Source organism: Methylocella sp., assembly GCF_044226135.1.
Lineage (GTDB): Bacteria > Pseudomonadota > Alphaproteobacteria > Rhizobiales > Beijerinckiaceae > Methylocapsa.
In genome coordinates, this window is sequence record NZ_JBGAHM010000031.1 from 27,367 (window position 1) to 39,383 (window position 12,017).

Consider the following 12,017-nt stretch of genomic DNA (forward strand, 5'->3'; position numbering starts at 1 on the left):
TCATGCTGTCGTCCGTCGCGTCGCCGATCCTGACCGGAAACAGCCTGCGCGCGGCCGCGGCGGGCGTGGCGTTCTGCGCCGGCGCCCTCGCCCTGCCGTCTTTCTGCGGCCCGGCCTTCGCCCAGACGGCCGCCGTCACACAGTCGGGCGGCATCGCCGGCACAGCCTTCGGCAACGCCGGCGCGCTCGCCGGCGCGACCAGCACCGCGACGACGCTCTCGACCACCACGTCCGTGACGGTCTCCTCGGCGACGCCCGTCACCCGCGCCCGTCCGCCGGGCGTCGTCATCGGCTCGGGCCATATCGGCGCCGGCACGGGCGGCCTCGGCCTCGGCCTTGGCAACGCCGTCGGCGGCATCAAGGACCTTGCGATCGGCGCCGGCACGGGCGGCCTCGACGACTATATGACACGCGGCTCGCTGACGGGCGGCGTGATCGGCGCGGGCCGCGCCTTCGACGCGCAGACCGGCGGCGTCAAGGACGGCACCGTCCCCGGAGCCGCGACCGGCGGCGTTCAGGCCTCCGTCATCGGCGCGGGAACGGGCGGGGTCAAGGACCTGTTCACGCTCGGCGCCTCGACCGGCGGCACCCAGGAAGGCCAGAACTTCCCCCGCTACCGCGTCGTGCAGTAGCGCTCCACGCCGCAGGACCCCGCCGGCTTCTCTACGCGCATTTTTCTCGCGCGCTTTTCTGTGGACCTTTCCCGCAGGCCGCGCGGCGTGAACGGCCGGCGACCCCGGCTCCAAACGCCCTCCCCGCCCTAGCGCGTCCGAACGTCTTCCGGCCGAGCGGACTCGTTCGCCCAAAAAACGCCCGGCGCCAGGGCGTCGAGCCCGTCCGGTCGGATCGATTTCAAGTCCGGCCGGACTATGCCTCCGCGCCCCGAACGCGCGCCTGCGCCCTGGCGCCAGCCGGCGCCGCCCTTGTTCACGCTGCGCCGCCTTCAGACGTTCCGCCGGCGCGGTTGCCCCATGGGCGGCGGCGCGGCGTGGGCGAACCCGGCCGCGCCGTCGCTCAGGCGTCCTCGCCCGTCTTGGCGATCTTGCGCGGCGGGCCCATCAGGGCCGGCTGGAACAGGATCGCCGCCGCGAGGGTGCAGACGAGCGAGAGCGCGAGCAGCTTGCCCATGCTGGAGGTGCCGGGATGTTTCGACAGCCACAGGCTGCCGAAGGCCGTCGCCGTGGTCATGGCCGAGAAGAACACCGCCCGCGTCAGGCTCGACTGCAGAAGCTTGGTCGTGCCGGCCCGCCACGCCATCACGAAATAGATCTTGAAGGCGACGCCGAGGCCGAGCAGCAGCGGCAGGGCGATGATGTTGGCGAAGTTCAGCGGCAGGCCAATCAGCACGGTGATTTCAAGCGTGACCACGCCGGCGAGCAGCAGCGGCACGAGCGTCAGAAGCACGTCAGAGAAGCGCCGCAGCACGATCCACAGAAGAATGCTGATCGAGAGCAGCGCCCAGACGCCCGCCTCGATGAAGGCGCGCACCACCGTGCGGCCGGACTCCTGGATCGCGATCGGCTCGCCGGTCGCCTGCGGGTCGATCGCCAGCACGGCGGCGGCGAAGCGCTCGAGCGTGGGATTGTCGTTGGCGTCGCCCTTGGGCGAGACGGCGATGCGCGCGCGCCCGTCGGCCGCGACCCAGTCGCTCCTGAGGTCGGCGGGGATCGAGTCGAGCGTCGTCTTCTGCGCCGACAGCGATTCGCGCAGAAGGCCCAGCATCACATGCAGCCCCGGCAGCAGCGCGCGGCGCGCCGCCTCGCGCGTCTCCGGCGGCCCGTCGGCGAGCCGGCGCAGCTTGTCGGCGAGCCGGCGCGCGTCGTCCGCGCCCTTGCCCGAGGCGTCGGCGGCCGTCGCCTCGAAGGCGTCGGCGGCCTTGAGCAGCGCGGCGGCGTCGTCGACGTCGCTCGGCCTGTCGCGCGCGCGGGTCGGGTCGAGCACCGGCGCGAAAGCCGCCGCCGCGTGCTCGATGATCGGCAACTTCTCGCCCTGATCCTCCGGCACGAAGCTTTCGATGCTGATGACCTGCGCCACCTCCGGCAGGGCGCCGAGCTTCTGGCCCAGCGGGCCGACGGCCGCGATCGAGGGGGCGAGCACGTCGATGGTGTTGGTGTCGGTGACGGGATCGCGCATCAGGTCGAGCAGGGTCGAGACCGATTCGACCGTCTGGCTGCGCAGGTTGATCGGGTTGAAGTCGAAGCGCAGCTTCGCCAGCAGCGGCGTGCCGAGCAGCGCGACGCCGAGCGTGCCGATCACCACGGCGTGGCGGTGGCGCTCCAGGAAATCGTCGACCGGCGCAAGGAAGAGATAGCCGACGGGCTCCTCCTCGGCCGGCGGCCGGAAGATCGCGAGCAGCGCCGGCAGCACGGTGATCGAGATGAAGAAGGCGATGAACATGCCCGTGCCGGCGATGATTCCGAGCTCGGACACGCCGCGGTAGTCGGTCGGCACGAAGGAGTAGAAGCCCGCCGCCGTCGCCGCCGCCGCCAGCGCGAGCGGCCGCCCGATCTTGGCCGCGGCGCCCCTCAGCGCCGGCTCGAACGCGCCGACCTTGTGGCGCTCGTCGCGGTAGCGCACCGAATACTGGATGCCGAAATCGACGCCGATGCCGACGAACAGCACGGCGAAGGCGACCGAGATGAGGTTGAGCGAGCCGACCATCCACAGCCCGACCGCCGCCGTGACGGCGAGGCCGACGACGACCGTATAGGCGACGGCGAGCACGATGCTCGGCGCCCGCAGCGCGCGCCAGATGATGAACAGCACGATCAGCGCCGTGATCGCGCCGTTGAGGCCCGCGCCCTCCTCAAGGGTCGCGAACTCCTCGTCGGCGAGCGGCACGAGGCCGGTCAGCCGCAGCCGCGCGCCGGTTTCGGGCGAAAAGCCCATCTGCGCGAAGCTCTCGCGGATGAAGGCGCTGGGCTTTGCGCCCGGCTGCAGGTCGGAATAATCGAGCTTCGCCTTCACCTGGATGAAGCGGCGCAGCTCGCGCGGGTCGGGTGCGGCCCCGGTCAAAAGCCCGCGCCAGGAGAAGAATGTCGGCTCGCCCTTCAGGACGCCGTCGAGCGCGCCGTTGAGGGCCACGAGCGGGCGGTCGAAATCGTCATAGGTGCCGGCGCCCGAACGCACGCCGCGGTTGATGAAGGAGAAGGCGTCGGAGACGCCGCGCAGGCTCTGGTCGGAGGCGAGCACGGAGAGAAAGGGCTGCGCCTTGAACAGGCCGTCGACCGTGTTGCGCACCTCCTCGACCGGGAGATAGAGCAGGCCGTTACGGTTGAAGAACGGCCCGCCGTCCGGCCGCAGCACGAAGGTGAACATGTCGGGCCGCTCGCGCAGCTTCTCGGCGAGGCGCTGCGTCGCCTCCTCGGCGATCTCCGGGGTCTTGCCGTCGATGACGACCACGATCTGGTCGGCGCGGTGCGGGAAGGCCTTGTCCATGGCGATGAGATTCTGCCGCCACGGCAGATCCGCCGACATGAAGTCGTTGGTGTTGGTGTTGATGTTGAAATTGTTCGCGGCGTACCAGCCGCAATAGGCCGTGGCCAGCGCCGAGAGCGCGACGACCGGCCATTTGAAGCGCCGGCAGAATTCGACGATCGCGACGACGATGCGGGAGATGAAGGGCTCGCTCGCCGGGGCGTCGCTGTCGGGGGGGCTGATCATGCGTCCTCGCCAATGGTGGGCTGCCGGACCGCCCGCCGGGAGGCGGCGCGCGAAGGGCTGGAGTCGCGCCCGTGCGGCGCGGCGGCGTCGCAGCCTGGCTGCGAAAAGAAAATGCGTGCCTATGGTTAATCAATCGTCAAGCGGCGCGGCCGAAACAAGGCGGGACGGCGAAAATCGGCGAAACGGCAACAGGCCGGCGCGAAACGCGGCCGTGATCCGGCGCGTGGTTGAAATGCGGCGAAAATTCATTTCTTATCGGGCTGCTGGAGCTTCGCCTGTCGTGCGGACGCCCCAGCCTGTCGATGATGGGGCGCGCTTCGGCCGGCCTGACCGCGAGGCCGGCGACCAGCGCCCCAGATCCGCGGCGTGGGCCCGTCGTTTCAGGGGCTTTTCCTCGCGCCGCCCGTCGAGCCGGCTTTCCAGGAGCGCGCATTGGGAATTTCACTGTTTCAGATGGTCAAGGTGGGCGGCTATGTCGTCCGCCAGCGTCTTTCAGGGCGCAAGCGGTTTCCGCTCGTCCTGATGCTCGAGCCGCTGTTTCGCTGCAATCTCGCCTGCGCCGGCTGCGGCAAGATCGACTATCCCGACCCGATCCTGAACCAGCGCCTGCCGCTCAAGGACTGCCTCGACTCGATCGACGAATGCGGCGCGCCGGTCGTCGTCATCGCCGGCGGCGAGCCGCTGCTGCACAAGGAGCTGCCGCAGATCGTCGAGGGCGCGGTCGCGCGCGGCAAGTTCGTCACCGTCTGCACCAACGCCCTGCTGCTCGAGAAGAACCTCGGCAAATACAAGCCAAGCCCCTATTTCAACTGGTCGATCCATCTCGACGGCGACCGCGAGATGCATGACGAATCGGTCTGCCAGGCGGGCGTCTACGACCGCGCGCTGAAGGCGCTCGTCGCGGCCAAGGCGGCGGGCTTCCGCGTCACCGTCAACACCACGCTGTTCAACACGGCGGAGCCCGCCCGGGTCGCCGCCTTCTTCGACGAGATGAAAAAGCTCGGGATCGAGGGCGTCACCGTCTCGCCCGGCTACGCCTATGAGCGCGCGCCCGACCAGCAGCACTTCCTGAACCGCGAGAAGACCAAGACCCTGTTTCGCGAGATTTTTGCGCGCGGCAAGGGGGGGAAGGCCTGGCCCTTCTTCCAGTCGGGCCTGTTCCTCGACTTCCTCGCCGGCAACCAGAGCTATCATTGCACGCCCTGGGGCAATCCGGCGCGCACCGTGTTCGGCTGGCAGCGCCCCTGCTACCTCCTCGGCGAAAGCTATGTGAAGACCTTCAGGGAATTGATGGAGGACACCGACTGGGACCGCTACGGCGTCGGCAACTACGAGAAATGCGCCGACTGCATGGTCCATTGCGGCTTTGAGGCGACCGCCGTCGAGGACGCCTTCAAGCGTCCGCTCGAAGCGCTGAAGGTCGCGCTGTTCGGCGTGCGCACGACGGGGCCGATGGCCCCCGACATTCCGCTAGACGGCCAGCGGCCCGCGGAATTCGTCTTCAGCCGGCATGTCGAGCGCAAGCTCGCCGAGATCGGGCAGGAGAAAGCCCGGGACGAGCATCTTCCCGCCGCGGAATAGGCTGGCGAAGGCTTTGCGCGCGTCAAGCGCCGTGCGGACGAGCCCGGCGATCTGGCGCGGGTCGCCGGCGAGCGAGCGCATGAGCGCGCCGAGCGCCAGCCCGCCGTCCGGCCGCATGGCGACGAGCGCGGCGCGTGGAATCTCCCGTTCGGCCGGATCGGCCGCCGCCCGCACGGCGGCGAACGGCAGCGACAGGCGCGCCGCCGCGCGCGCCGCGACATGCGACTCCATGTCGACGAGATCGGCGCCATGCGCAAGGCGCAGGGCTCGCTTGGCGTCGGCGCCGCAGACCGCCGCGTCGACCCCGGCGATGCGGCCAGGCCGCGCCCCGAGCGCGCCGGCGAGCGCCCGCGCCCAGCCGTCATGGGCGGCGTAGCGCTCGCCCTGCGGCGTCACCACCTCATGCGCCACGACGAGCGCCCCCGGCCGCAGCGCCGGGCAGAGCCCGCCGGCGACGCCGAAGCTCAGCACCGCCGCGGCCTTCGGCGCCTCGCGCTCGAGCGTGCGGGCGAGAGCCGCCGCGTCGCCGCCGCCGGCGACGACGACCGCGCCCGCGACCCGCGCGACGATCCGCGCCTCGGCCCTGAGGCCGACCACCACCAGCACGGGCGCCGGCGCCGCGGCCTTTTCCTGCGCCCGCATCACATGCCGTAGGGCGTGCGCAAGGCGTTGCCGGCCTTGAGGTTGCGGTAGCGGGCGAGCGCCCAGAGCGGGAAGAATTTCGGATAGCCGTGATAGCGCAGGTAGAAGACGCGCGGGAAGCCGGTCGCGGTGAAGCGCCGCTCCTCCCAGAAGCCGTCCTCGCCCTGCGTGCGGGCGAGATAGGCGATTCCGGCCGCGACCTCGGGCGAATCGACCTCGCCCGCCGCCATCAGGGCGATCAGCGCCCAGGCGGTCTGCGAGGCCGTGCTCGGCGCGGGGTCGTATCCCTTGTAGCCGAGTTCGTAGCTTGCGCCGTCCTCGCCCCAGCCGCCGTCGAGATTCTGGATGCGCTTCAGCCAGTCGGCGGCGCGGCGCAGCGCAGGATGGTCGGGCGCCAGGCCGACGGCGTTGAGCGCGCTCACCACCGACCAGGTGCCATAGATGTAGTTCATGCCCCAGCGGCCGTACCAGCTGCCCTCGGCCTCCTGCTCGCGCAGCAGATAGTCGAGCGCGCGGGCGAGCGCCGGATTGGTCTCGGGCCGCTCGCCGAGCTGGGCGAGAAACGAGACGCAGCGCGCCGCGACGTCGGCCGTCGGCGGATCGAGCAGCGCGCCATGGTCGGCGAAGGGAATGTAGTTCAGGTGGTCGTGGTCGTTGTCGGCGTCGAAGGCGGCGAAGCCGCCGTTGCGGCTCTGCAGGCCGAGAATCCATTCGCGCGCCCGGGCGATCGCCTCGCCGTCCTGCGGCCCGGCTTCGCTCTCGGCGTCCGCGCCGCGCCCGGCGCGCTCCATGGCCATGGCCACGACCGCCGTGTCGTCGAGGTCGGGATAATGGGGATTTGCGTACTGGAACGCCCAGCCGCCCGGCCGGACCTTCGGTCTGCTCATGGCCCAGTCGCCCTTGACGTCGAGCTCCTGCAGCGGCTTCAGCCAGTCGAGCGCGCGCCGCACGGCCACGGCCTCTGGCCCTGCTTCGGCCGCAACGCCCGCGCCGGCGCTTTCGAGCAGCGCATGGCTCGCGAGCGCCGTGTCCCACACCGGCGAGACGCAGGGCTGGCAATAGGCTTCGTCGTCCTTGACGACGAGCAGCTTCTCGATCCCGCGCCGGATCATGAGGATGCGCGGATCGTCGAGCGGCGCGCCGAGCGCGTGCAGCATCAGCGCCGAATAGACCATGGCCGGGAAGATCGCGCCGAGCCCGTCCTCGCCGTTGAGCCGCTCCTCCACAAAGGCGACCGCCCGCTCCGTCGCCGTCTTGCGCGCGCCCTTCGGCATATGCGGCTCGGCGCGGCGCAAAATCCTGTCCACGCCGTCGAACAGCGTCGTCCAGGGAAACGCCTGATGCGGCGCGGCCGGCCCGCGCCGCACCGTCTCGGGCGGCGTGACGAACAGCTCCCTCACGCCGACCCCGCGCGGATTGACGGGCTTCGGCTTCAGCGCGTTGACCACGGTCAGCGGCACGATGACGGCGCGCGCCCAATAGGAGATCTTCGAGATGTGGAAGGGGAACCAGCGCGGCAGCAGCATGATCTCGACCGGCATGACCGGCGTGGCGCTCCACGGGACCTCGCCGAACAGCGCCAGCAGCGAGCGCGTGAAGACGTTCGCCTGCGCCGCGCCGCCATGGGCGAGGATTGCGGCGCGCGCGCGCTTCATGTGCGCCGCCTCGGGATCGTCGCCGATCATCTTCAGCGCGAAATAGGCCTTGACCGAGGCCGAGACGTTGAAGACGCCCTCGGCGAACAGCGGCCAGCCGCCGGCCGCGGTCTGGCGCCGCCGCAGATAGACGGCGATCTTGCGCTCGAGTTCGGCGGGCGCGGGATCGCCCAGAAAATGGCGGAACAGCACATATTCGGCCGGAATGGTGGCGTCGGCCTCGAGCTCGAACACGAAATGCCCGTCGGCCTGCTGGCGCGCGAGCAGCGCCGCGCGGGCGCGCGAAACGGCGGCCTCGACGTCTCCGGGCGCGGCCCCCGCCGCTCCGAAAGAGAAAGCCCCTGCCCTGTCGTCCAAAACAATCCCCTCACGCCAATTGCGCGCCTGCGCAAACCGTTGACCTGTCTCCTTTAAGATTTTCCTCGCCGGTTCAAGGATTTCCTCGTTTTTTCCGAGGATTTTCCAAAAAGCTTTCCTGAGCCGCCGTCGAACCGTCCCCCGCCCGGCGCGCCTGACCCTTCAGCGCCTGCGTCGCGAGATCGGCGGCGCGCTCGCCCGAGCGGATCGCGCCTTCGATCGTCGCCGGCAGGCCGGTGTCGGTCCAGTCGCCGGCGAGCGTCACATTGGCGAAACGCGTGTCCTGCCCGGGCCGCAGCGCGTTTTCCTCCGGCGTCGCCGCGAAGGTCGCCCGCTTCTCCTTGATGACTTGCCATGACGGCAAAGGCTTAGCAAGCGCGTAAGCCTTTGCCACATCTGCCCACAGGCGCTCGGCGAGGGCCTCGCGGCCGTGCTCCAGCAGGGCGTCGGCGGCGCTGACCGTGACCGAAATCCGGTTCTCGAAGGCGAAGATCCATTCGGCCGTGGCGTTGACGAGGCCGAGAATCTTCGGCGCGCCGGGCGGCGGGGCGAGTTTGAAATGGGCGTTGAGGATGGCGCGATGACGCGTCGGCGCGGTGAGCCCCGGCAGGAGATCCTGGGCGACCGGCGCCGGGGTCGCGAGAATGAGCTGGTCGGCCGGGCCGAGCTTCGCCCGGGCGTCGCCGAAATCGAGCGCCGCGGCGCGCTCCCCGTCAAAACTGATCGCGCGCAGCCGGTGGTCGAGCCGCACAAAGGCGCCGCGCGCCGCGAGATAGGCGATCGCCGGCTCGATCAGCGCCGCCGAAAGCCCGTCGGCGACGACCGGCCGGCAGGCCGCCCCGCCGCGGGCGAGGCTTTCGCGCACGATCGCGCCCGCGAGCCGCGTCGAGCCTTCGGCCGGGTCGAGGTTCAGGGCGGCGAGCAGGAAAGGGCGCCACAGCCGCTCATAGGCGACGCCCTCGCAGGACATGACCGCGTCGATCCGGCGGTCCGCCCCGCCGCGCAGCAGCGCGGCGAGGCCGAGATGCGCGCGCCAGCCGGCGCCTGGGACCCGCCGGCCGGGAACGAAGATCCACCACGGAATCGGCCCGGCGTTGGGCCGCAGCGTCCAGCGCTCGCCGGTCGCAAGATCGGCGAAGGGATATTCGGCCCGCGCGGGGATCGAGACCGCGCCGAGCCCGCCGACGCGCTTCAGGAAGCCCATGGCGGCGCGGTTGCCCGACAGCATCAAATGGTTGCCGTTGTCGATCACCATGCCGAGGGCGGAGTCGTAATAGGAGCGGCAGCGCCCGCCGGCCTGCCGCGCCGCCTCATAGACCACGACCTCGACGCCGGCGGGGCCATGCGCGTCGATGAGCCGGACGGCGGCGGCGAGGCCGGCGAGCCCGGCGCCGACGATATGGACGACGGGACGGGTCATGCGCGGCGGATCAAGCGAAGCTGCGGCGCGCGAGCGCGAAAAGGGCGCGCAGCTTGGAGGTTTTCGGCCGCGCGCGCGGCGGCGCGAAGCCGTTTCGCTCCATCTGCGCCAGCATCGGCTCATAGACGTCGGCCATCACCGCCGGGGCCTTCACGCTGGCGCGCGGGCAGCGGGCCATGATCGCGCGGGCCTCGTCGAAATGCGCCCGCGCCTGCGCCAGCAGCGGCGCGCAGGCGGCGCCGAGCGCAGGATGGTCGAGGATGATCTGCGGCGGCGCGTCGGGGTCGATCCCCGCCGCCTCCAGCGCCTCGCGCGGCAGGTAGAGACGGCCGACGCCGGCGTCCTCGTCGAGGTCGCGCAGGATGTTGGCGAGCTGCAGCGCGCGGCCGAGATGATGGGCGAGCGCCTCGCCCTCCTGCGCCGGCGCGCCGAAGACCTTCACGCTGAGCCGCCCGACGGCGCTCGCGACGCGGTCGCAGTAAAGATCGAGCGTCGCCGCGTCGGGCGCGCGGATCGGCCCGTCGAGATCCATCTCCATGCCGTCGATGAGCGCCTGGAAGTCGAGCCGGGCGAGGCCGAAGCGCTTCGTCGCCGCGACGAGCCCCTTCGGCGGATCGCCCGAGGCGAGGCCGTAAAGCGCGTCGACGTCGCGCCGCCAGCGCGCCAGCGCGGCGCGGCGCGCCGGCAGCGGCCCCGGCTCGTCGGCGATGTCGTCGACGGCGCGGCAGAAGGAATAGATCTCGAACATGGCTTCGCGCTGCGGCTTCGGCAGGATGCGCATGGCGAGATAGAACGAGCTCTTGCGCGAGCGCGCGGCGGCGACCTCGTCGGCGGGGAGCGCCGCGGCCGACGGCCCGGCTCCGGCGACGGTCCGCGCCCTCACGCCGCGTCTCCCCGCGCCTGCGCCGTCCGCGGCGCGGCGGCGGGCGCGCGCAACAGCACGCGCGCCGCGCCGAGCCCGGCGACGAGCAGCGCTTCGGGCTTCGACAGATGCGTCTCCTCGGACAGCGGGTCGCGGCGTTTCAGAATGTCGTTCAGCCGGCGCGCCAGCGCCGCGATCGCCCCGATCTCGAGTCTGAGCCGCAGCTCGGCAAGCTCCGGCGGCAGGGTCGAGCCGAGCGCGATCAGCGGATCGGTCGCCTCGGCGAGCCTGAGCAGCGCGGCGCGCAGGCCGGGCGAGGCCTTCGGCGCGCCAAGGTCCCCGACCGTCGCGCCGCAGTCGGCGAGCAGGTCGAGCGGCAGATAGACGCGGTCGATGCGGCGGTAGTCGAGGCCGCAGTCCTGCATGTGGTTGACGATCTGCAGCGCCGAGCACAATGCGTCCGAGGCCGGCCAGACCGCCTCGCCGACGCCATGGGCGTTCAGCACGAAGCGCCCGACGGGCGCGGCCGAGAAGGCGCAGTAATCCATGAGCTCGGCGAAATCCGCATAGCGCGTCTTGGTCGCGTCGAGGCGGAAGGCCGTGAGCAGGTCGAGCGCATGGCGCGCCTCGAGCGTGGGGTCGGCCGCGAGCGCCGCGCGCAGGGGCTTCGCCGCCTCGACCGCCTCGCTCTTTCCCAGCAGCGTCGCCTCGAAGGCGTCGAGCCGCAGGATCTTTTCGCCGGGCGAGAGGCTCGCGTCGTCGGCGACGTCGTCGGCGGCGCGGGCGAAGCGATAATAGGCGAGAATCGGCGCGCGCCGCTCGGGCGCGAGCAGCAGCGAGGCGACGGGAAAATTCTCGCCCCGCTCGCTTTTCGTGGCCTCGACTTCGATCGCGTTCATTTCAGGCGTCCGCTTCGCTCGAACCAGTCTATGGCGTCCCTGAGCCCGTCCGCATAGGAGCGCGCCCTGTAGCCAAGCTCGCGCTCGGCCTTGGCCGAGCTGAAGAACATTCTGTGGCGCGACATGCGCAGCCCGTCGAGCGTCACGAAGGGCTCCTTGCAGGTGACCCGCGCGGCGGCTTCGGCGGCCAAGGCGAAGGGATAGATGAGCTGGCGCGGAAAGCGCAGCCGCGGCGCGCGGCGCCCGCGCAGCGCCGCGATGTCGGCGAGCATGGCGGCGAGCGAGGCGTCCTGCCCGCCGAGGATGTAGCTCTGCCCGACGACGCCCCGGCGCAGCGCCGCGACATGGCCCGCGGCGACGTCGTCGACATGCACGAGATTGAGCCCCGTGTCGACATAGCCCGGCATGCGCCCGCGCGCGGCTTCGAGAATGATGCGCCCCGTCGGCGTCGGCTTGACGTCGCGCGGGCCGACCGGCGTCGACGGGTGGACGATCACCGCCGGCAGGCCCTTTTCGGCGATCATGCCGCGCACGAGGCTCTCGGCGATCACCTTGCTGCGCTTGTAGGCCCCGACCGCCTTGGCCGCCGTCAACGCCTCGGTCTCGTCGGCCGGCGCGCCGCCGCCGCAGCGAATCGTCGCGACGCTGCTCGTATAGACCACGCGCTCGACGCCGGCGGCGAGTCCCGCCTGCATCACGTTGCGCGTTCCTTCGAGGTTGGCGGCGAGGATTTCGCCCGGGTCGCGCGCCCACAGGCGGTAGTCGGCGGCGACATGGAACAGATGGCGCACGCCCCGGGCGGCCATGGCCACGGCCTCGGGATCGCGCATGTCGCCGTCGGCGACCTCGACGTCGAGGCCCGCGAGATTTTCGCGGCTCGAACTGCGGCGCAGCAGCGCGCGCACGCGGAAGCCCTCGGCGAGAAGCGCGCGCGCGAC

9 protein-coding genes are annotated in these 12,017 nt (G+C 71.3%); 2 read left to right on the forward strand and 7 right to left on the reverse strand.

Features of this window, described 5'->3' with window-relative positions; genetic code table 11:
• Window positions 1-2 precede the first annotated feature (2 nt).
• Window positions 3-632 carry a hypothetical protein gene (locus tag ACILRB_RS12490; protein ID WP_395666619.1) on the forward strand — a complete coding sequence of 210 codons (630 nt, stop codon included), beginning with the start codon at window positions 3-5 and terminating at the stop codon, window positions 630-632.
• Between the two features lie 382 nt (window positions 633-1,014).
• On the opposite strand, the gene ACILRB_RS12495 is transcribed toward ACILRB_RS12490, so the two are convergent.
• Entirely contained in the window at window positions 1,015-3,663 is a 2,649-nt protein-coding gene (locus ACILRB_RS12495; protein WP_395666620.1) for an MMPL family transporter, read from the reverse strand.
• Window positions 3,664-4,095: 432 nt separating this feature from the next.
• Between ACILRB_RS12495 and hpnH the strand changes: the two genes are divergently transcribed.
• Window positions 4,096-5,244 carry an adenosyl-hopene transferase HpnH gene (hpnH, locus tag ACILRB_RS12500; RefSeq protein ID WP_395666621.1) on the forward strand — a complete coding sequence of 383 codons (1,149 nt, stop codon included), beginning with the start codon at window positions 4,096-4,098 and terminating at the stop codon, window positions 5,242-5,244.
• Here the strand turns inward: hpnH and ACILRB_RS12505 are convergent.
• The 6 genes from ACILRB_RS12505 to hpnA form a co-directional block, all read right to left on the reverse strand.
• Window positions 5,134-5,886, reverse strand: coding sequence for a phosphorylase (locus tag ACILRB_RS12505; protein ID WP_395666622.1), 753 nt, complete (start codon window positions 5,884-5,886; stop codon window positions 5,134-5,136). The genes hpnH and ACILRB_RS12505 overlap by 111 nt on opposite strands.
• Window positions 5,886-7,898, reverse strand: coding sequence for a squalene--hopene cyclase (gene shc, locus ACILRB_RS12510; protein ID WP_395666623.1), 2,013 nt, complete (start codon window positions 7,896-7,898; stop codon window positions 5,886-5,888). Before shc ends, ACILRB_RS12505 begins: the two co-directional genes overlap by 1 nt.
• Window positions 7,899-7,971: 73 nt before the next feature.
• Window positions 7,972-9,318 carry a hydroxysqualene dehydroxylase HpnE gene (hpnE, locus tag ACILRB_RS12515; protein ID WP_395666624.1) on the reverse strand — a complete coding sequence of 449 codons (1,347 nt, stop codon included), beginning with the start codon at window positions 9,316-9,318 and terminating at the stop codon, window positions 7,972-7,974.
• 10 nt (window positions 9,319-9,328) lie between these two features.
• Window positions 9,329-10,201 (reverse strand): presqualene diphosphate synthase HpnD, encoded by an 873-nt coding sequence (hpnD, locus tag ACILRB_RS12520; protein WP_395666625.1) that lies wholly within the window; start codon window positions 10,199-10,201, stop codon window positions 9,329-9,331.
• Window positions 10,198-11,079: a squalene/phytoene synthase family protein gene (locus ACILRB_RS12525; protein ID WP_395666626.1), complete on the reverse strand. Its 882-nt coding sequence runs from the start codon at window positions 11,077-11,079 to the stop codon at window positions 10,198-10,200. The genes hpnD and ACILRB_RS12525 overlap by 4 nt, the downstream gene beginning before the upstream one ends.
• The coding region (gene hpnA, locus ACILRB_RS12530; protein WP_395666627.1) for a hopanoid-associated sugar epimerase at window positions 11,076-12,017 on the reverse strand (942 nt) is incomplete at its 5' end. The genes hpnA and ACILRB_RS12525, both read right to left, overlap by 4 nt.